Here is a 21,849-nt window from a genome sequence, read left to right on the forward strand (position 1 = left end):
GCCGCGTGAGTGATGAAGGTTTTCGGATCGTAAAGCTCTGTTGTTAGGGAAGAACAAGTGCCGTTCAAATAGGGCGGCACCTTGACGGTACCTAACCAGAAAGCCACGGCTAACTACGTGCCAGCAGCCGCGGTAATACGTAGGTGGCAAGCGTTGTCCGGAATTATTGGGCGTAAAGGGCTCGCAGGCGGTTTCTTAAGTCTGATGTGAAAGCCCCCGGCTCAACCGGGGAGGGTCATTGGAAACTGGGGAACTTGAGTGCAGAAGAGGAGAGTGGAATTCCACGTGTAGCGGTGAAATGCGTAGAGATGTGGAGGAACACCAGTGGCGAAGGCGACTCTCTGGTCTGTAACTGACGCTGAGGAGCGAAAGCGTGGGGAGCGAACAGGATTAGATACCCTGGTAGTCCACGCCGTAAACGATGAGTGCTAAGTGTTAGGGGGTTTCCGCCCCTTAGTGCTGCAGCTAACGCATTAAGCACTCCGCCTGGGGAGTACGGTCGCAAGACTGAAACTCAAAGGAATTGACGGGGGCCCGCACAAGCGGTGGAGCATGTGGTTTAATTCGAAGCAACGCGAAGAACCTTACCAGGTCTTGACATCCTCTGACAATCCTAGAGATAGGACGTCCCCTTCGGGGGCAGAGTGACAGGTGGTGCATGGTTGTCGTCAGCTCGTGTCGTGAGATGTTGGGTTAAGTCCCGCAACGAGCGCAACCCTTGATCTTAGTTGCCAGCATTCAGTTGGGCACTCTAAGGTGACTGCCGGTGACAAACCGGAGGAAGGTGGGGATGACGTCAAATCATCATGCCCCTTATGACCTGGGCTACACACGTGCTACAATGGACAGAACAAAGGGCAGCGAAACCGCGAGGTTAAGCCAATCCCACAAATCTGTTCTCAGTTCGGATCGCAGTCTGCAACTCGACTGCGTGAAGCTGGAATCGCTAGTAATCGCGGATCAGCATGCCGCGGTGAATACGTTCCCGGGCCTTGTACACACCGCCCGTCACACCACGAGAGTTTGTAACACCCGAAGTCGGTGAGGTAACCTTTTAGGAGCCAGCCGCCGAAGGTGGGACAGATGATTGGGGTGAAGTCGTAACAAGGTAGCCGTATCGGAAGGTGCGGCTGGATCACCTCCTTTCTAAGGATATATTACGGAATATAAGACCTTGGGTCTTATAAACAGAACGTTCCCTGTCTTGTTTAGTTTTGAAGGATCATTCCTTCGAAACGTGTTCTTTGAAAACTAGATAACAGTAGACATCACATTCAATTAGTAAGACAAGATATCACATAGTGATACTTTTTAACGGTTAAGTTAGAAAGGGCGCACGGTGGATGCCTTGGCACTAGGAGCCGATGAAGGACGGGACGAACACCGATATGCTTCGGGGAGCTGTAAGCAAGCTTTGATCCGGAGATTTCCGAATGGGGAAACCCACCACTCGTAATGGAGTGGTATCCATATCTGAATTCATAGGATATGAGAAGGCAGACCCGGGGAACTGAAACATCTAAGTACCCGGAGGAAGAGAAAGCAAATGCGATTCCCTGAGTAGCGGCGAGCGAAACGGGATTAGCCCAAACCAAGAGGCTTGCCTCTTGGGGTTGTAGGACACTCTGTACGGAGTTACAAAGGAACGAGGTAGATGAAGAGGTCTGGAAAGGCCCGCCATAGGAGGTAACAGCCCTGTAGTCAAAACTTCGTTCTCTCCTGAGTGGATCCTGAGTACGGCGGAACACGTGAAATTCCGTCGGAATCCGGGAGGACCATCTCCCAAGGCTAAATACTCCCTAGTGACCGATAGTGAACCAGTACCGTGAGGGAAAGGTGAAAAGCACCCCGGAAGGGGAGTGAAAGAGATCCTGAAACCGTGTGCCTACAAGTAGTCAGAGCCCGTTAACGGGTGATGGCGTGCCTTTTGTAGAATGAACCGGCGAGTTACGATCCCGTGCAAGGTTAAGCAGAAGATGCGGAGCCGCAGCGAAAGCGAGTCTGAATAGGGCGCATGAGTACGTGGTCGTAGACCCGAAACCAGGTGATCTACCCATGTCCAGGGTGAAGTTCAGGTAACACTGAATGGAGGCCCGAACCCACGCACGTTGAAAAGTGCGGGGATGAGGTGTGGGTAGGGGTGAAATGCCAATCGAACCTGGAGATAGCTGGTTCTCTCCGAAATAGCTTTAGGGCTAGCCTCAAGGTAAGAGTCTTGGAGGTAGAGCACTGATTGGACTAGGGGCCCCTACCGGGTTACCGAATTCAGTCAAACTCCGAATGCCAATGACTTATCCTTGGGAGTCAGACTGCGAGTGATAAGATCCGTAGTCGAAAGGGAAACAGCCCAGACCGCCAGCTAAGGTCCCAAAGTATACGTTAAGTGGAAAAGGATGTGGAGTTGCTTAGACAACCAGGATGTTGGCTTAGAAGCAGCCACCATTTAAAGAGTGCGTAATAGCTCACTGGTCGAGTGACTCTGCGCCGAAAATGTACCGGGGCTAAACGTATCACCGAAGCTGCGGACTGTTCTTCGAACAGTGGTAGGAGAGCGTTCTAAGGGCTGTGAAGCCAGACCGGAAGGACTGGTGGAGCGCTTAGAAGTGAGAATGCCGGTATGAGTAGCGAAAGAGGGGTGAGAATCCCCTCCACCGAATGCCTAAGGTTTCCTGAGGAAGGCTCGTCCGCTCAGGGTTAGTCGGGACCTAAGCCGAGGCCGAAAGGCGTAGGCGATGGACAACAGGTTGATATTCCTGTACCACCTCCTCACCATTTGAGCAATGGGGGGACGCAGGAGGATAGGGTAAGCGCGGTATTGGATATCCGCGTCCAAGCAGTTAGGCTGGGAAATAGGCAAATCCGTTTCCCATAAGGCTGAGCTGTGATGGCGAGCGAAATATAGTAGCGAAGTTCCTGATTCCACACTGCCAAGAAAAGCCTCTAGCGAGGTGAGAGGTGCCCGTACCGCAAACCGACACAGGTAGGCGAGGAGAGAATCCTAAGGTGATCGAGAGAACTCTCGTTAAGGAACTCGGCAAAATGACCCCGTAACTTCGGGAGAAGGGGTGCTCTGTTAGGGTGCAAGCCCGAGAGAGCCGCAGTGAATAGGCCCAGGCGACTGTTTAGCAAAAACACAGGTCTCTGCGAAGCCGTAAGGCGAAGTATAGGGGCTGACGCCTGCCCGGTGCTGGAAGGTTAAGAGGAGCGCTTAGCGTAAGCGAAGGTGCGAATTGAAGCCCCAGTAAACGGCGGCCGTAACTATAACGGTCCTAAGGTAGCGAAATTCCTTGTCGGGTAAGTTCCGACCCGCACGAAAGGCGCAACGATCTGGGCACTGTCTCAACGAGAGACTCGGTGAAATTATAGTACCTGTGAAGATGCAGGTTACCCGCGACAGGACGGAAAGACCCCGTGGAGCTTTACTGCAGCCTGATATTGAATGTTGGTACAGCTTGTACAGGATAGGTAGGAGCCTTGGAAACCGGAGCGCCAGCTTCGGTGGAGGCATCGGTGGGATACTACCCTGGCTGTATTGACCTTCTAACCCGCCGCCCTTATCGGGCGGGGAGACAGTGTCAGGTGGGCAGTTTGACTGGGGCGGTCGCCTCCTAAAAGGTAACGGAGGCGCCCAAAGGTTCCCTCAGAATGGTTGGAAATCATTCGCAGAGTGTAAAGGCACAAGGGAGCTTGACTGCGAGACCTACAAGTCGAGCAGGGACGAAAGTCGGGCTTAGTGATCCGGTGGTTCCGCATGGAAGGGCCATCGCTCAACGGATAAAAGCTACCCCGGGGATAACAGGCTTATCTCCCCCAAGAGTCCACATCGACGGGGAGGTTTGGCACCTCGATGTCGGCTCATCGCATCCTGGGGCTGTAGTCGGTCCCAAGGGTTGGGCTGTTCGCCCATTAAAGCGGTACGCGAGCTGGGTTCAGAACGTCGTGAGACAGTTCGGTCCCTATCCGTCGCGGGCGCAGGAAATTTGAGAGGAGCTGTCCTTAGTACGAGAGGACCGGGATGGACGCACCGCTGGTGTACCAGTTGTTCTGCCAAGGGCATCGCTGGGTAGCTATGTGCGGACGGGATAAGTGCTGAAAGCATCTAAGCATGAAGCCCCCCTCAAGATGAGATTTCCCATTCCGCAAGGAAGTAAGATCCCTGAAAGATGATCAGGTTGATAGGTCTGAGGTGGAAGTGTGGCGACACATGGAGCTGACAGATACTAATCGATCGAGGACTTAACCACATTTTGATTGATGTCATATCTGTTATCTAGTTTTGAGAGAACATCTCTCTAAAAGGCGGAAAGAAACTCCGCTAAGGGCTCTCACATCCTGTGAGAAACGCCCAGTACCTTCATCCTGAAGGCATTTGTTTGGTGGCGATAGCGAAGAGGTCACACCCGTTCCCATGCCGAACACGGAAGTTAAGCTCTTCAGCGCCGATGGTAGTCGGGGGTTTCCCCCTGTGAGAGTAGGACGCCGCCAAGCAGTTGCACGCTAGTGTAATTAAATAAGAAAAAGTTGTTGACTTTGAAGAAGCAACGTTATATACTAATAAAGTTGCTTTAACAAAGCGCACAAAAAAATGATCTTTGAAAACTAAACAAGACAAAACGTACCTGTTAATTCATTTTTATAAATCGCACAGCAATGTGCGTAGTCAGTCAAACTTTTATCGGAGAGTTTGATCCTGGCTCAGGACGAACGCTGGCGGCGTGCCTAATACATGCAAGTCGAGCGGACAGATGGGAGCTTGCTCCCTGATGTTAGCGGCGGACGGGTGAGTAACACGTGGGTAACCTGCCTGTAAGACTGGGATAACTCCGGGAAACCGGGGCTAATACCGGATGCTTGTTTGAACCGCATGGTTCAAACATAAAAGGTGGCTTCGGCTACCACTTACAGATGGACCCGCGGCGCATTAGCTAGTTGGTGAGGTAATGGCTCACCAAGGCAACGATGCGTAGCCGACCTGAGAGGGTGATCGGCCACACTGGGACTGAGACACGGCCCAGACTCCTACGGGAGGCAGCAGTAGGGAATCTTCCGCAATGGACGAAAGTCTGACGGAGCAACGCCGCGTGAGTGATGAAGGTTTTCGGATCGTAAAGCTCTGTTGTTAGGGAAGAACAAGTGCCGTTCAAATAGGGCGGCACCTTGACGGTACCTAACCAGAAAGCCACGGCTAACTACGTGCCAGCAGCCGCGGTAATACGTAGGTGGCAAGCGTTGTCCGGAATTATTGGGCGTAAAGGGCTCGCAGGCGGTTTCTTAAGTCTGATGTGAAAGCCCCCGGCTCAACCGGGGAGGGTCATTGGAAACTGGGGAACTTGAGTGCAGAAGAGGAGAGTGGAATTCCACGTGTAGCGGTGAAATGCGTAGAGATGTGGAGGAACACCAGTGGCGAAGGCGACTCTCTGGTCTGTAACTGACGCTGAGGAGCGAAAGCGTGGGGAGCGAACAGGATTAGATACCCTGGTAGTCCACGCCGTAAACGATGAGTGCTAAGTGTTAGGGGGTTTCCGCCCCTTAGTGCTGCAGCTAACGCATTAAGCACTCCGCCTGGGGAGTACGGTCGCAAGACTGAAACTCAAAGGAATTGACGGGGGCCCGCACAAGCGGTGGAGCATGTGGTTTAATTCGAAGCAACGCGAAGAACCTTACCAGGTCTTGACATCCTCTGACAATCCTAGAGATAGGACGTCCCCTTCGGGGGCAGAGTGACAGGTGGTGCATGGTTGTCGTCAGCTCGTGTCGTGAGATGTTGGGTTAAGTCCCGCAACGAGCGCAACCCTTGATCTTAGTTGCCAGCATTCAGTTGGGCACTCTAAGGTGACTGCCGGTGACAAACCGGAGGAAGGTGGGGATGACGTCAAATCATCATGCCCCTTATGACCTGGGCTACACACGTGCTACAATGGACAGAACAAAGGGCAGCGAAACCGCGAGGTTAAGCCAATCCCACAAATCTGTTCTCAGTTCGGATCGCAGTCTGCAACTCGACTGCGTGAAGCTGGAATCGCTAGTAATCGCGGATCAGCATGCCGCGGTGAATACGTTCCCGGGCCTTGTACACACCGCCCGTCACACCACGAGAGTTTGTAACACCCGAAGTCGGTGAGGTAACCTTTTAGGAGCCAGCCGCCGAAGGTGGGACAGATGATTGGGGTGAAGTCGTAACAAGGTAGCCGTATCGGAAGGTGCGGCTGGATCACCTCCTTTCTAAGGATATATTACGGAATATAAGACCTTGGGTCTTATAAACAGAACGTTCCCTGTCTTGTTTAGTTTTGAAGGATCATTCCTTCGAAACGTGTTCTTTGAAAACTAGATAACAGTAGACATCACATTCAATTAGTAAGACAAGATATCACATAGTGATACTTTTTAACGGTTAAGTTAGAAAGGGCGCACGGTGGATGCCTTGGCACTAGGAGCCGATGAAGGACGGGACGAACACCGATATGCTTCGGGGAGCTGTAAGCAAGCTTTGATCCGGAGATTTCCGAATGGGGAAACCCACCACTCGTAATGGAGTGGTATCCATATCTGAATTCATAGGATATGAGAAGGCAGACCCGGGGAACTGAAACATCTAAGTACCCGGAGGAAGAGAAAGCAAATGCGATTCCCTGAGTAGCGGCGAGCGAAACGGGATTAGCCCAAACCAAGAGGCTTGCCTCTTGGGGTTGTAGGACACTCTGTACGGAGTTACAAAGGAACGAGGTAGATGAAGAGGTCTGGAAAGGCCCGCCATAGGAGGTAACAGCCCTGTAGTCAAAACTTCGTTCTCTCCTGAGTGGATCCTGAGTACGGCGGAACACGTGAAATTCCGTCGGAATCCGGGAGGACCATCTCCCAAGGCTAAATACTCCCTAGTGACCGATAGTGAACCAGTACCGTGAGGGAAAGGTGAAAAGCACCCCGGAAGGGGAGTGAAAGAGATCCTGAAACCGTGTGCCTACAAGTAGTCAGAGCCCGTTAACGGGTGATGGCGTGCCTTTTGTAGAATGAACCGGCGAGTTACGATCCCGTGCAAGGTTAAGCAGAAGATGCGGAGCCGCAGCGAAAGCGAGTCTGAATAGGGCGCATGAGTACGTGGTCGTAGACCCGAAACCAGGTGATCTACCCATGTCCAGGGTGAAGTTCAGGTAACACTGAATGGAGGCCCGAACCCACGCACGTTGAAAAGTGCGGGGATGAGGTGTGGGTAGGGGTGAAATGCCAATCGAACCTGGAGATAGCTGGTTCTCTCCGAAATAGCTTTAGGGCTAGCCTCAAGGTAAGAGTCTTGGAGGTAGAGCACTGATTGGACTAGGGGCCCCTACCGGGTTACCGAATTCAGTCAAACTCCGAATGCCAATGACTTATCCTTGGGAGTCAGACTGCGAGTGATAAGATCCGTAGTCGAAAGGGAAACAGCCCAGACCGCCAGCTAAGGTCCCAAAGTATACGTTAAGTGGAAAAGGATGTGGAGTTGCTTAGACAACCAGGATGTTGGCTTAGAAGCAGCCACCATTTAAAGAGTGCGTAATAGCTCACTGGTCGAGTGACTCTGCGCCGAAAATGTACCGGGGCTAAACGTATCACCGAAGCTGCGGACTGTTCTTCGAACAGTGGTAGGAGAGCGTTCTAAGGGCTGTGAAGCCAGACCGGAAGGACTGGTGGAGCGCTTAGAAGTGAGAATGCCGGTATGAGTAGCGAAAGAGGGGTGAGAATCCCCTCCACCGAATGCCTAAGGTTTCCTGAGGAAGGCTCGTCCGCTCAGGGTTAGTCGGGACCTAAGCCGAGGCCGAAAGGCGTAGGCGATGGACAACAGGTTGATATTCCTGTACCACCTCCTCACCATTTGAGCAATGGGGGGACGCAGGAGGATAGGGTAAGCGCGGTATTGGATATCCGCGTCCAAGCAGTTAGGCTGGGAAATAGGCAAATCCGTTTCCCATAAGGCTGAGCTGTGATGGCGAGCGAAATATAGTAGCGAAGTTCCTGATTCCACACTGCCAAGAAAAGCCTCTAGCGAGGTGAGAGGTGCCCGTACCGCAAACCGACACAGGTAGGCGAGGAGAGAATCCTAAGGTGATCGAGAGAACTCTCGTTAAGGAACTCGGCAAAATGACCCCGTAACTTCGGGAGAAGGGGTGCTCTGTTAGGGTGCAAGCCCGAGAGAGCCGCAGTGAATAGGCCCAGGCGACTGTTTAGCAAAAACACAGGTCTCTGCGAAGCCGTAAGGCGAAGTATAGGGGCTGACGCCTGCCCGGTGCTGGAAGGTTAAGAGGAGCGCTTAGCGTAAGCGAAGGTGCGAATTGAAGCCCCAGTAAACGGCGGCCGTAACTATAACGGTCCTAAGGTAGCGAAATTCCTTGTCGGGTAAGTTCCGACCCGCACGAAAGGCGCAACGATCTGGGCACTGTCTCAACGAGAGACTCGGTGAAATTATAGTACCTGTGAAGATGCAGGTTACCCGCGACAGGACGGAAAGACCCCGTGGAGCTTTACTGCAGCCTGATATTGAATGTTGGTACAGCTTGTACAGGATAGGTAGGAGCCTTGGAAACCGGAGCGCCAGCTTCGGTGGAGGCATCGGTGGGATACTACCCTGGCTGTATTGACCTTCTAACCCGCCGCCCTTATCGGGCGGGGAGACAGTGTCAGGTGGGCAGTTTGACTGGGGCGGTCGCCTCCTAAAAGGTAACGGAGGCGCCCAAAGGTTCCCTCAGAATGGTTGGAAATCATTCGCAGAGTGTAAAGGCACAAGGGAGCTTGACTGCGAGACCTACAAGTCGAGCAGGGACGAAAGTCGGGCTTAGTGATCCGGTGGTTCCGCATGGAAGGGCCATCGCTCAACGGATAAAAGCTACCCCGGGGATAACAGGCTTATCTCCCCCAAGAGTCCACATCGACGGGGAGGTTTGGCACCTCGATGTCGGCTCATCGCATCCTGGGGCTGTAGTCGGTCCCAAGGGTTGGGCTGTTCGCCCATTAAAGCGGTACGCGAGCTGGGTTCAGAACGTCGTGAGACAGTTCGGTCCCTATCCGTCGCGGGCGCAGGAAATTTGAGAGGAGCTGTCCTTAGTACGAGAGGACCGGGATGGACGCACCGCTGGTGTACCAGTTGTTCTGCCAAGGGCATCGCTGGGTAGCTATGTGCGGACGGGATAAGTGCTGAAAGCATCTAAGCATGAAGCCCCCCTCAAGATGAGATTTCCCATTCCGCAAGGAAGTAAGATCCCTGAAAGATGATCAGGTTGATAGGTCTGAGGTGGAAGTGTGGCGACACATGGAGCTGACAGATACTAATCGATCGAGGACTTAACCACATTTTGATTGATGTCATATCTGTTATCTAGTTTTGAGAGAACATCTCTCTAAAAGGCGGAAAGAAACTCCGCTAAGGGCTCTCACATCCTGTGAGAAACGCCCAGTACCTTCATCCTGAAGGCATTTGTTTGGTGGCGATAGCGAAGAGGTCACACCCGTTCCCATGCCGAACACGGAAGTTAAGCTCTTCAGCGCCGATGGTAGTCGGGGGTTTCCCCCTGTGAGAGTAGGACGCCGCTAAGCAAGGTAAAACCCAGCTCATTGAGCTGGGTTTTTTGTTTCATATTTGTACTGATTTGTTTTTTGATGAAACAATTTTGACGGATCTTGGCTGCAGTAACCAGCAGTCGTGCGACGCTGCGTTAACGAAGGAGCTGCATCAAAAGCTGTTTGATTAAATTCGCTGGGACAAACAGAAAAGGATTAACCTGTTATTGTAAAACGTGGGATTAGGGGTACATGGCCCATTTGCCGATTATGACGTAGACGAGGACTGTTTTATGTATAATTCCAAAAATAATATGAATCGGAATGAGCCACTTAAATTGAGCTGTTTTCCTGTGTATTAAACGTGATAGAGCAGGCTGCAACGGGCTGCAAGAAAACCCGATGATGTAGAGGCCGATTAGGGTATGCATTTGCTGTGATCTATGACACGATTGATAATCAACTTTATTGGGCATATTTGTTAATTAATGAGGGTAGAAGGCTTGTGTCCATAGGGTTTGATGATACGCATGAGGTGAAAATCAGCTCATATTAGCTGCTTTCGCATGGCGTACAATTGTTGAAATCCGAGAGGCTCACCAGATTATGGAGGATGCCGTATCATGTGTCGTGGATATGCCTCAGCTTACTGAACTGATTGGAAAAAATCTCGCTTGATAACTATGAGGCTGCGATCCAAGAACTAATGAGAAGAGATCCGTTGTCTAAATGAGAGAACATTTCTTACTGCTATTCAGATGATTCTTGTTTTTCATCCAGATATGATATCATTCAAAAATGGCTCAAAAGTTAGTGTAAGTCATTATTTCTTCAGCATTCATCTTGCGTAATTGATTAAAATTTATTATGATACTCTTTGTATGGCAACTCCTTGCCTCAATTCAATATACTCAACGTTTCCCCTTTTTCTCCGGTCGTTTACCTTTTCTTTTTCTTCCGTAAAATAAAGAAAGCTTCCAGCATAACAGATACGGTGCGGATTTATTTTTTTAAAAAAGGAGTCGTTATATTTGAATAATAGTTTTACATTAAAGCAGCAATGGTTCGGAAATATCCGAAAAGACATACTTGCTGGCATTTTAGTTGCTTTAGCATTAATACCTGAAGCGATTGGCTTCTCGATTATAGCCGGTGTTGACCCGATGGTCGGTCTTTATGCGTCATTTTGTATAGCCATTATCATCTCTATTTTTGGCGGCAGACCTGGCATGATTTCAGCTGCTACTGGCTCAATGGCGGTTGTGATGGTATCGTTGGTTGCAGATCACGGGCTTCAGTATTTATTTGCGGCTACGATTTTGACAGGAATTATTCAGGTGATTTTAGGTATCAGTAAAATTGCGAGATTAATGAAATTTATTCCGCGTTCTGTGATGATCGGTTTTGTGAATGCGCTGGCGATCCTTATTTTCTCAGCGCAGCTTCCTCAGTTTGAAGGTGCTTCTTGGAGCATGTATGCGATGCTTGCCGGATCGTTGGTTATTATTTATGTATTGCCGAGGTTTACAAATGCGGTTCCTTCTCCGCTTGTTGCGATTGTTGTGATGACGATTATTGCGGTCATATTTCATGTGGATGTGCGGACCGTAGGCGATATGGGCAATATATCTAGTTCGTTGCCTCATTTCTTAATCCCTGATGTCCCATATACGTTTGAAACACTGCAAATCATTTTTCCTTATTCGATTGCTTTAGCGTTTGTCGGATTACTTGAATCTTTGCTGACAGCACAGATTATTGATGAAATGACGGATACGGACAGTGATAAAAATAAAGAGAGCCGCGGACAGGGAATTGCGAATATCGTGACTGGATTCTTTGGCGGCATGGCAGGCTGCGCTATGATCGGACAATCTGTCATTAATACAAAAGCTGGCGGGCGCGGGCGCTTATCAGCATTTGTTGCCGGTGCTTTTCTGATGTTTTTAATTGCCGTCTTGAGTACTGTCGTCATGAAAATTCCAATGGCTGCGTTAGTGGCCGTTATGGTTATGGTTTCTGTCGGTACATTTGATTGGTCTTCTTTAAAAGGCCTCAAGAAAGCGCCGCTCACTGACTCTATTGTCATGATTGTGACTGTTATTACGGTTGTGGTGACGGATGACTTATCTAAAGGTGTATTCGTCGGCGTTATCTTAAGTGCGGTGTTCTTTGTGGCGAAAATCTCAAAGCTGAAAATCGTTTCTCATGCAGAGGATCAAAAGCTGAGAACGTATCGAGTAAAGGGACAAATCTTTTTTGCCTCAGTGACTGATCTTACGAATGCTTTTATTTACCAAGAGGATATTGAGCGAGTCGTGATTGACTTAACTGAGGCTCACGTATGGGATGATTCAGGAGCGGCGGCGCTTGATAAGATTGTTGCGAAGTTTAAAGAGCAAGGAATTGAAGCTGAAGTAAAGGGTTTAAATAAAGCTAGTAAAGCTCTTATGAAGCAAATGACATAAAGTGTGAAAGTCCAGATTGATGAGATCTGGGCTTTTTTATATAACATACGGCTGAACAGCATTGATATAATAGAGAGAAAAGAAATGTAAATAGGGGACTTGCGTATGATGCTTCAGAAGCTTAACCGTATATTGGGGAGGGTGATGCCGCTTTTAACGCCGACTAGCGTGGTGCTGGGCGTGCTGCTGGCTCAATTTTTAAATGGGTATGAAAGCGCTGTGCCCTGGATCTTTGCTTTTATTACGTTTGCAGGCAGTTTGAGCGCTAACTTTCAATCATTGAGGCACGCATTGTCACATCCCCTTCCTATGATTCTTGCATTATTTGTTCTTCATATTTTTATGCCGCTTTTTGCTTGGGGCAGCGGCCATCTTATCTTTAAAGGCGATCCTTTGACGATCACCGGCTTAACATTGGCTGTTGTGATTCCTACGGGGATTACAAGCTTGATTTGGGCAGCGATGTACAAAGGGAATGTCGGATTGACGCTTTCAATTATCTTAGTTGATACGGTACTGTCTCCGTTGATCGTTCCGCTGAGCCTTTCATTGCTAGCAGGCGCTCAGGTTCATATGGATGTGTGGGGAATGATGAAAGGGTTGATTGTGATGGTCGTGATTCCTTCTTTTCTGGGTATGCTGTTTAATCAGATGTCATCTCCAGAAAGAACTGCATCTATGAGCAGTATGCTGTCTCCTTTTTCAAAACTTTGCCTGATGGCAGTGATTGCGATTAACAGTGCTGCGATTGCCCCTTATTTCAAAGCCGTTGATTGGAGATTCGTAGGAATAGCGGCGACGGTTTTCTTTATCGCGTTAACAGGCTATGCTGTTGCTTGGCTGATCGGAAAAATGATGAAAAGGCGCCAGGAGGAAATTGTATCTCTTATTTTTACGGGAGGCATGAGAAATATTAGTGCCGGCGCAGTTCTTGCCGTTACGTTCTTTCCGTCTCAGGTTGCCGTTCCGGTGGTGATCGGCATGTTGTTTCAGCAGATTCTGGCTGCTTTGTTTGGCTATATGCTGAATCGTTTTGAGTTAAAACCTGTATTGCAGAAAGCATGAAAAACCCGCTCAATTGTGTGAGCGGGTTTTTCCGTATAGCCATTCGAGCGCGATGATGAACTGTTCGGAGAAGTACTTGTGGTGGTGCACTGCCCCTTTTTCTATTGAAAGACACAGCTGATCTTCAGTGAAGCCTTTTTCTTTTAAACTTTGATGCACTTGCTTTGTATTCTGTAGCATATGTCGCTGAATGGATTGTTTTTCACGGCCTTCTTCACTGCCGACAGACATAAAGACACGTGCAGTGCCGGGTTTTAAAGAAGATGAACGAATGGTTTCCACTGTGTTCTCATACCAATAGGAGCCTGAGATAGAGCCTATCTTTTCAAACACTGACGCATGCTTTAATAAAGCGAACATTAAGATGAGGCCTCCTAATGAGGAGCCGATCAACCCTCTAGATTCTCTGCTAACGTTCCAGTTGGCTTCAATAAATGGAATGAGCCGGTTTATGATGTCAGACAGATAGTGATAACCCATGCCTCCGAAGTCTGGGAACCGATCACTAAGCGAAGCAGCTGGCCAAGGGGTGTATTCATCCAGCCGGTTTTCAGGTTCGATACCAATCAGGACGAGTTCTGGGAGCGTTCGCTGTTGAAATGCGCTTTCTAATACTTTGATTTGGTCTTGAAATAAAGAATTTCCATCCTGCACGTAAACAGGAGGAAATCTTCTGCTGTTTGGGTTGTAGGAAGGAGGGAGGTACAAATTGAACCTCCTTTTGCCGGCTTTGTGTTCTGAGAGGGATCCGTTCAAGCATTCCCCCCCTTTTTTTGCTTGAAAAGCAGATATAAGAAATAAGGAACACCGAGGATCGCCAAAATGATTCCTGCGGGCACTTCCGCTGGCTGAAAAAACAGCTTTCCGGCAAAGTCTGCACTTATGACTAGCAGCATGCCGATTACACCGCTCAGCGGCAGGATGTCACGATGTTCGACACCAGCCAGTCTCCTTGAAATATGAGGAGCAATTAAGCCGACAAACGCCATGCTTCCCGCTACGGAGACACAGGCGCTGATGATTGCTACACAGGCGACGAGCAGGATGGTTTTTTCCCTATTTGATGAAATACCGAGGCTTCTGACTGTGTCTTCATCAAAACGAATGGTGTCCAGCAAGCGGGACTTCCCGATAAGAATAGGGATAAACAGCAGCATCCATGGGAGGACGGCTGTGATGTAAGTCCAATTGGCAGACCAGATGCTTCCGTTTTTCCACACCATGGCCATTTGATAGTCTTGCGGGTCCATTTTTAATGATAAAAACAAAGACAGGGCGCTGAATCCAGAATTGATCGCGATTCCCACTAGAATAATTCTTCCTGAATCTAGGTTGCCTCTATGCCATGCAAATATGTAAATCAGGATCGCTGCAATCAGTCCGCCTAACAATCCGAAGATCGGCATTCCCATCGCCGCAGCTAAGGATGTCACTTCTTTTTGGCCTTGGAACAAGAGCATAAACGCGACTATCCCAGCTCCCGCCCCCGCGTTGATCCCGAGTATTCCAGGGTCTGCGAGGCCGTTACGTGTGATGGCTTGGATGACGGCGCCCGCAATGCCCAGACCGAGTCCAATAATGGCCGCCATGACAATTCGCGGCAGTCTTAAATCGAACAGCAAAATTTCATACTGCGGATTCGGATCAATCTGAAAAAGAGTGGAGAGCAGCTCAGCCGGACGAACGGAAAATGATCCGCTCGTTAAGCTGAAATAGCTGACAACGAGAATCAAAGCAATGAATACGGCATATTTTTTAGCCATTTTGCTCCCCTCCTTTTCGTTTAATCAAATAAAGGAAGAAAGGCACGCCGATTATGGATGTCACGACTTCAATCGGTGTTTCAAACGGATAATTGATAAATCTGCTTGCGAGATCACACAAGGTTAAAAAGACTCCGCCCAAAATGCATGAACACGGAATCAGCCTGCTGTAATCTGAGCCAACAAGAAATCTTGTGATATGCGGAACAACCAATCCGACAAACGCAATTTTACCGGCGAGCGCTACGGCACTGCCGGTTAAAATGATGACAGAAAGCATCGCCATGATCTTAATGGTTTTTTTCTTTTGTCCCAGGCTTTTAGAAATGTCTTCGCCTAATGATACAGCGGTCACCTTTTTGCTGAGAGAAACGGCTATCACGATGCCAATTAGGAAAAACGGAGCGGCTAGCTTCAGGAAATCCGGACTCATTTGATGAAGTCTGGCACTGTACCAGAAACTGAGATCCTGTGAAATTTGAAAATAAATTGACATGGCCGCTGATAAACTGCTGAGCAGCATGCTTGTGACTGTGCCGATGATGGCAAGCTGTACGGGGGAAAACCCGTTAGGCATCAAGGCGGCAAGGCTGAATACTAACACAGCTCCTAATGCTGAGCCGATAAAAGAGTAAATGATCATTTCAAACGAAGACGATTGCGGGAGCAGAACCATACAAAGCGTGATAATAAACGCAGAACCATCTGAAACGCCCATAATAGAAGGCGAAGCTAAATAATTTCGTGTAATGCCTTGCATAAGCGCTCCAGAAACAGCAAGGGCTGCCCCTATGAGCAGAGCGCCGGCAGCCCTTGGAATCCGGGAATGCCATATAATTTGATGGTCTGTGTTTCCCGGATCGAAATAAATAAGAGATGTAAAAACAATATCTGTGTTTAGATGCTTTGCGCCGTATAGGATCGAAAGCAACAGCGATAGTGCGATAGCAAATGGAGAAGTAATCAATATGATACGTGTCCACTGTTTTGAATACATACAAAAAACCTACTCTGAATTAGTTTTGTGTCAATTTTTCAGCAGCCGCTTTCAGGAAGCGGACTTTGCTCCACGCTGTGCCGCCTTGTGCGAGAGGATCCACTGAGTTGACGTACACATGATCTTCTTTGACTGCTTTAAGGCTTTTCCAGATTGGATTCTTCTTTAAATCTTCTAACGCTCCAGGTTTGTCTGCATTTTCATCATCAGAAAATTGGACGAAGATATGGTCCGGGTCCATTTCGCTTAATTTTTCTAACGAAATCAACTCCTGCGCTTTTGCCGCTTTTACTTCGTCCGGCGCTTTAAGGCCTAAGTCACCATAAAGAGTGGAGTTGAAGTACACCTGTTCAGGATAAATGTAAATGTTGCCTTGTCTGATTCTGATGACAAGCGCTTTTGAATCTTTTGCTTTATCGCTGATTTTTGTTTTTGTTTCTTTTAGATCCTGTTCATAGTCTGCAATGATTGTTTTCGCCTTTTTCTCTTTTCCAGTCAGCTGGGCAAGCAGCATCATGTTTTCTTTCCAGTTTGAAGAGATATGAGAGACCGGGATTGTCGTCCCGGCTGTGCTGATTTTTTGCAGTGTTTTTTCCGGGAACTTTGTTGAAGCAAGGATGACATCTGGCTTCATTTCAAGAATTTTTTCAATGTTTGGCTCCATTTTTTCTCCGGTTGGTTGGGCATTATCAGTGATATCTTTGTACATATCAGGGAACTTGCCGGAAAATGAAATCGCGCCTTGCGGATGAACGTCAAGCAGTTTCGCGTCTTCCATTGATTCGACGCTTCCCGTAATGGCAATTTTGTCTGTTGGTACAGATACTTCATAGGTTTTATCCAGGTATTCAATTTTCTTCTTCTCAGATGCTGAACCGCTTGCCTTGCTGGCAGTCGATTCGTTTTTGCTGCCGCAAGCTGCCGCCGTTAGCGCGAGAAGCAAGATTAATAAGGTAAGAGAAATCTTTTTCATCTATAGAGCCTCCTGTTCAATTGATAACTATTATCAATTGGAATTATAGAGAATGAACGGATATAACACCATGGATAAAATTCATATTTATCATGGACTTTCACCGGATAGTAAAGAAATGGCTTGCTTTACGATCCGTTCGTGCCCGAAAGCCGAGTATTCATTCCAAGGGTCGAAGGATAGAAGATAAACTCGTTTGTTACGCACCGCGCTTAGGTTTTGCCACACTTCTGTCTTCTGTAATTGCTTGAAGTAAGCGATGGTTTCAGGCTCTTTAAATAGAAAAAGCATGATGCAGTCAGCTTCGCAGTTTGCGATATTTTCTAACGGAATCGCTTGCTCTGAAGGCGTGTCTGCTGTTAATGCGGAGTTGAATCCTAAATCTCCAAAAAAGACTTCACGGACGCTTCGATGATGTGCCGGATAGAAGTTTTGCTTGTGCAGCCTCAGAAACAGAAAACGCAGGCCTTGGGTGTGGTGAAGTATTTTCTTTGCAGTCTCCGTTTGCTGGTCATAAGCCGCAAGCCACTTTTCTGCTTCGGACTCTTCCCTTAAGAATAAGGAAGTTTGCAGAAAGTGATTTCTCCAGCTTTCTTCTGAAGGAAGATATATGACTTTTGCGATGCGATTGAGCTTATTTTGTTCTTCTGGAGAAATGGAATCCATGCTGAAAACCACATCGGGTTCAGCCTGAGCTAACGTCTGCAGGTTTTCTTCCCATTTTTCATTAGACCGGTATGCGCTGAGATGGACGGGTATATCTGCCGAATAATGCTGATAGTAGTAAGACGTCCACTTCGGATGGAGTGCGGCCGCAATCGGTATGTGATTCAGTGGGATGAGATGGCCCATTGTGCCCTTTCCGTATGCGGCAATTTTTTTTCGGCGTTTTTTCATATAGCTTGTAGGTGAACAGCCTGTATGCTTTTTAAAGATTCTGCTGAAATAAAACTCATCTTGATAGCCTGTTTGATGAGCGATTTCTTTTAATTTGCAGTTTGATCTTGCCATGAGCCGTTTTGCTCGGGTGATTCGCGTTTTTGTGATGAATTCTGTTACGCTCTGGCCTGTCCGTTTTTTAAAGGTTTCGCTGTAGTGTTTGGCGCTGATTCCCGCCATTTGCGACAACTGGGCAAGAGTTATTTTTGTATGGGCATGGGTTTCGATGTATTGCTTTGTTTTTTCGATGGCTGAATGTGTATCCGTCTGATCAGATAAACTGGCAGTGAAGAGGTCATAAATCAGGCTTTGTACTTCAATCACACATTTTAACTGAGAAAGATGAGACGACTCACTCCACAGCGCTGCAAGCTCATGAAGCCGGGCTGCTAGGTTTTCGATAGGTGAAACATTCACATGCTTCAGTTTGGCTAGTTCCGTATCTGTATATGGCGTTAAGAGATCTTGTCTGGAATGCTGGATATAGCTTTGAAGCCTGATCAGACAAGTATCTATATCTCCCTCGGCTGAAGGTGAAAAGCCGAAGGTCTCATTAGGCGGACAAACATAAAGTGTCTTTTTTTGCAGAGGGTTGATACTTGTTCCGATCGAAATATGACCGTTTCCTCTTAAATGAAAGATCAGCACGAATGAATCGGCTAATTGCTGTTCTGAGAAGAGATCGCTTGTTTTTTTGAGATATTCAATTTGTATCGGATGATAAATGACTGTATTTTGCAAGAGTAGACCACCTTTTCAGAAACATTCAATTGATAATCATTTTCAATAGAATTGTACCAAATAAATGAAAGTTTTCCTATATAAAGCGGGTGGGTTTTTGTCATGAAAAAACCCTTACTTTCGTTTGAACGTAAGGGTCTTTTGTTCAGTAGAAAATGTTACACGTGTAACATACGATGCTTACGTCTTAATAGATGAGATATTTTTTTCTTGTTTTGCTGAATTGTTTGAGTGGTTTTTCATAGCGATCTATGATGTCTTCTATAGAAGTGCCATTTACAATTTCTGTTTTGATCCAGCCGTTGCCTGCCAGTTTATCAAATGAACCTGTTGAAAGGAACTCAAAATCCTCAGGATAGAGATCATGTAGGGTTTTAATGAGTGACAGACCTGTTCTGGTCGCTTCAAACGTTTCTCTGTCTGTCACATAGAGCTGCACACCATGGCAAAGCGTTCCCTGATATTTAGAAAACGTCGGTGTGAATGAAGCTGCCCTGAATGTCACGCCAGGCAGATTGAGACTGTTCAATATTTCTTCAAGCTTTGTACTTTTGATAAAGGGAGCTCCAATGAATTCGAATGGCTTTGTGGTACCCCGCCCTTCGGAGATATTTGTTCCTTCAATCAGACCGGTTGCGGGATAAACAAATGTACTTTCCACAGTCGGCATGTTCGGTGAAGGGAGGACGAAAGGCAGTCGGGTATCGTTGAAATCCATTTTTCGTTTCCAATGTTTCATTTTCACTACTGTGAGATCGGCACCAATGTCAAATTCTTTGTTGAACAGTACAGCCAATTCACCTATGGTCATTCCGTGCTTTAGCGGAATGGGATACAGTCCGACAAATGAAGCGTATTCAGGTTCTAAGACTGGCCCTTCAATATGTTTTCCGCCTTGAGGATTGGGGCGGTCCAGCACCATAAAAGGAATGTCATTTTCTTTAGCGGCTTCCATGGCGTAGGCCATTGTATAAATGTACGTGTAGTAACGGGTCCCGACATCCTGAATGTCAAACATAAGAACATCGACATTTCTCAGCATCTCTGGTGTCGGTTTTTTCGTTTCCCCGTAAAGGCTATATACGGGAATCCCGGTTTTTTCATCAATGTAAGAGCCAATTTCGTCTCCCGCCTGAGCGTCGCCGCGGACGCCGTGCTCAGGGCCGAATAACGCTGTCAGTTTGATATCTGGGTTTTCATAAAGAATATCGACACTGCTTTTCAAAGATACATTTATGCCTGTTGGATTGGTGATGAATCCGACTCTTTTTCCTTTGAGCTGTTTTTTATAAGCTGGCAAAAGCGTATCTATACCGGTCTGGACTTTAGGTTTTTTAACTGTTTGATTCTTGGAATCGGGTGATGCTGAGGCAGCCGTTATCGTTCCAAACATAATGAACCCTGTGAGAAATGCGAATATTGTTTTTCTCATGTGTCCCTCCTTATTAGAGCGGTTTTCCCGTTTTGATATTTAATCCGTAGCCATATGGATACAGGATGTCTCCCGGTTTCGTGACTGACAGAATGTCGACTGGAAGTGTACCTTTAGGTTTTGCCTGGCCGAATATCGCCATAACTCCGGCGGGAATATTGGGTTGTAGATAACGGCCATTCGCGTACCCTTTAAATCCATAGACAGCTATGAGCGCCTTAGATTCTTCAAAATTGGCTGCATCATATGGGTTGCGCAGGCTCATTAAGACAAATGGTTTGTTGTGCTGCAGTGCAGTCTTCATGACAGCTCTCGGAAATACGGTGGCCCATTTGCTTGAATCCGATATGGTGTCGTCGATGACACCGTCGTTGACGACAGGGTCATTTTTCACGACATAAGATCCGGTTATGATATAATCAGCCTCTTTTACTTGTTTTTCATGCTCGGCATTAAATACTTGGTTGGCAAATTTCATTTTGCTGAGGGACACGGGTTTGATTTTCTTTCGCTTGACGAGATCGTGAATGGTTTGTTCAATCGAAGCCGTTTGTTCTTCGTAAGGCGCGACAATTAAGATTTGGCTGCCTTTTTTAGGCTTGAACGGCAAGATATGCTGTTCATTTTTCAAAACGGTCACAGCTTTTTCAGCTATTTTTTTCTCCGCTTTCAGGTGATGCTTACTTCCTACGATTTTCTGGGCTTTTTCTATTTTTTCTTTTATGCTGTCATCGTTTCGAGCTGGATACATACCGCGTTTTATTTTCAGGGAAATGATTCTTTCAACTGATTTGTTGATTTGATGTTCAGGAATGTCTCCGTTTTTCACTGCTTCTTTTAACGCTTGAATAACACGTGCGAATTTCTGTTCTTCTTTCAGAGAAGTAACTGAGGCGGGCATTAAGGCAATATCGACGCCCGCTTTTACAGCCATGACCACAGCCTCTTCCTGGCCGAAATGATCTGTGATTGCTTTCATATTGAGGGCATCGGTAACAATGACGCCGTCAAAGCCCATTTCCTGACGAAGAAGACCGGTCATCACCTTTTTCGAGAGTGTCGCCGGAACCAGAATGTCCGATCCATCGAGTTTGCTTTTGTACGTGGTGTCATCAAAGGCAGGAAATTGAACGTGAGCTGTCATCACCATATCAGCACCGGCATCAATAGCTCTTTGAAAGGGATAGAGCTCGATCTCACGAAGGCGTTCTTGACTATGGGAAACAAGAGGCAGTCCGTAATGGCTGTCAACGTCCGTGTCTCCATGTCCCGGGAAATGTTTGAGGGCAGAGGCGATATCTTGCCGCTGCAGCCCTTTCATCGTATATAAACCGAGTCGTGCTGTCAGGTTCCGATTCGAGCTGAATGACCGTACGCCAATCACCGGATTATCAGGATTATTATTAATGTCCATGACAGGGCTGAAATTTGTATTAATGCCTAAGGCAGAAAGCTCTTTCCCAATGATGGTGCCAGTCTGGTAGGCATTGATTCTGCTTCTGGCAGCACCCAGTGCCATATTCCCTGGGAAATTAGTCCCCTCCCCTAATCTCGTAACAATGCCGCCTTCCTGATCAATACTCAGAATGAGCGGGATGTTGGGGCTGGCCCTTTGGTAAGCGTCTGTCAATTGAACGGTTTGCTTTGTTGTTTTTACGTTTTCTGCAAAAAGGATCACGCCGCCGAAATGATATTTGTTGATAAGACTAGCGACTTCTTCATTCATTTCTGTAAAGGCTTGAGGAGAAGAAACGCCTTCTTTTTGCCAATTTCTAAAATCCGGCATCAACATCTGGCCGAGTTTTTCATCTAACGTCATGCGATTGACAAGCTGCTTGGCGTCAGCTGAGCTGCTGGCTGAAGCAGCTTTTGTCTGGCTGGCGCCGAGAAAACATGATAGAAAGAGAACGGTTGAAAGGATAAGCGGAAATACGGTTTTCATA

The 21,849-nt window shown here is 47.6% G+C and carries 9 protein-coding genes and 6 rRNA genes (1 of these 15 only partly in view); 8 read left to right on the forward strand and 7 right to left on the reverse strand.

The window, feature by feature from the left end:
• From M1D98_RS01010 to M1D98_RS01045, 8 genes are all read left to right on the forward strand, one after another.
• A 16S ribosomal RNA gene (locus tag M1D98_RS01010) occupies nucleotides 1–1,146 on the forward strand (it extends 403 nt beyond the left edge of the window).
• 170 nt (nucleotides 1,147–1,316) lie between these two features.
• A 23S ribosomal RNA gene (locus tag M1D98_RS01015) occupies nucleotides 1,317–4,244 on the forward strand.
• A 128-nt stretch (nucleotides 4,245–4,372) separates the two neighbouring features.
• Nucleotides 4,373–4,488 (forward strand): 5S ribosomal RNA (gene rrf / locus M1D98_RS01020).
• Between the two features lie 184 nt (nucleotides 4,489–4,672).
• Nucleotides 4,673–6,222: ribosomal RNA gene (locus M1D98_RS01025) — 16S ribosomal RNA — on the forward strand.
• A 170-nt stretch (nucleotides 6,223–6,392) separates the two neighbouring features.
• Nucleotides 6,393–9,320 (forward strand): 23S ribosomal RNA (locus M1D98_RS01030).
• 128 nt (nucleotides 9,321–9,448) lie between these two features.
• Nucleotides 9,449–9,564, forward strand: a 5S ribosomal RNA gene (rrf, locus tag M1D98_RS01035).
• Together the 16S, 23S and 5S rRNA genes form the textbook arrangement of a ribosomal RNA operon.
• A 995-nt stretch (nucleotides 9,565–10,559) precedes the next feature.
• Nucleotides 10,560–11,996 carry a SulP family inorganic anion transporter gene (locus tag M1D98_RS01040; protein ID WP_268558686.1) on the forward strand — a complete coding sequence of 479 codons (1,437 nt, stop codon included), beginning with the start codon at nucleotides 10,560–10,562 and terminating at the stop codon, nucleotides 11,994–11,996.
• A 144-nt stretch (nucleotides 11,997–12,140) separates the two neighbouring features.
• Complete coding sequence (locus tag M1D98_RS01045) at nucleotides 12,141–13,061, forward strand: bile acid:sodium symporter family protein (RefSeq protein WP_082246426.1); 921 nt, start codon at nucleotides 12,141–12,143, stop codon at nucleotides 13,059–13,061.
• A gap of 9 nt (nucleotides 13,062–13,070) precedes the next feature.
• Here M1D98_RS01045 and M1D98_RS01050 read toward each other — a convergent pair whose 3' ends face one another.
• From M1D98_RS01050 to M1D98_RS01080, 7 genes are all read right to left on the reverse strand, one after another.
• Entirely contained in the window at nucleotides 13,071–13,817 is a 747-nt protein-coding gene (locus tag M1D98_RS01050) for an alpha/beta hydrolase (RefSeq protein WP_456279904.1), read from the reverse strand.
• A complete protein-coding gene (gene feuC / locus M1D98_RS01055) occupies nucleotides 13,814–14,824 on the reverse strand; it encodes an iron ABC transporter permease FeuC (RefSeq protein ID WP_121641730.1) in 1,011 nt (336 codons plus the stop codon). Before feuC ends, M1D98_RS01050 begins: the two co-directional genes overlap by 4 nt.
• Complete coding sequence (locus M1D98_RS01060) at nucleotides 14,817–15,821, reverse strand: FecCD family ABC transporter permease (RefSeq protein WP_121641731.1); 1,005 nt, start codon at nucleotides 15,819–15,821, stop codon at nucleotides 14,817–14,819. Before M1D98_RS01060 ends, feuC begins: the two co-directional genes overlap by 8 nt.
• A gap of 19 nt (nucleotides 15,822–15,840) precedes the next feature.
• Nucleotides 15,841–16,794: an iron ABC transporter substrate-binding protein FeuA gene (gene feuA, locus M1D98_RS01065; protein WP_456279905.1), complete on the reverse strand. Its 954-nt coding sequence runs from the start codon at nucleotides 16,792–16,794 to the stop codon at nucleotides 15,841–15,843.
• Between the two features lie 90 nt (nucleotides 16,795–16,884).
• Nucleotides 16,885–18,474 carry a bacillibactin transport transcriptional regulator Btr gene (btr, locus tag M1D98_RS01070; protein WP_456279906.1) on the reverse strand — a complete coding sequence of 530 codons (1,590 nt, stop codon included), beginning with the start codon at nucleotides 18,472–18,474 and terminating at the stop codon, nucleotides 16,885–16,887.
• A gap of 187 nt (nucleotides 18,475–18,661) precedes the next feature.
• On the reverse strand, nucleotides 18,662–19,906 hold the full coding sequence (locus tag M1D98_RS01075) for an exo-beta-N-acetylmuramidase NamZ family protein (protein ID WP_456279907.1): 1,245 nt from the start codon (nucleotides 19,904–19,906) through the stop codon (nucleotides 18,662–18,664).
• Nucleotides 19,907–19,919: 13 nt separating this feature from the next.
• Nucleotides 19,920–21,848 (reverse strand): glycoside hydrolase family 3 protein, encoded by a 1,929-nt coding sequence (locus M1D98_RS01080; protein ID WP_456279908.1) that lies wholly within the window; start codon nucleotides 21,846–21,848, stop codon nucleotides 19,920–19,922.
• Nucleotide 21,849: the final 1 nt, after the last annotated feature.

The sequence above is a fragment of the Bacillus sp. K7 genome (assembly GCF_053903245.1).

Bases quoted from the DNA above. Each gene is read 5' to 3' on its own strand.
- M1D98_RS01045 (WP_082246426.1), top strand. From the start codon at position 12,141: ATGCCGCTTTTAACGCCGACTAGCGTGGTGCTGGGCGTGCTGCTGGCT.
- feuC (WP_121641730.1), bottom strand. From the start codon at position 14,824: ATGGCTAAAAAATATGCCGTATTCATTGCTTTGATTCTCGTTGTCAGC.
- M1D98_RS01060 (WP_121641731.1), bottom strand. From the start codon at position 15,821: ATGTATTCAAAACAGTGGACACGTATCATATTGATTACTTCTCCATTT.
- feuA (WP_456279905.1), bottom strand. From the start codon at position 16,794: ATGAAAAAGATTTCTCTTACCTTATTAATCTTGCTTCTCGCGCTAACG.
- M1D98_RS01075 (WP_456279907.1), bottom strand. From the start codon at position 19,906: ATGAGAAAAACAATATTCGCATTTCTCACAGGGTTCATTATGTTTGGA.
- M1D98_RS01080 (WP_456279908.1), bottom strand. From the start codon at position 21,848: ATGAAAACCGTATTTCCGCTTATCCTTTCAACCGTTCTCTTTCTATCA.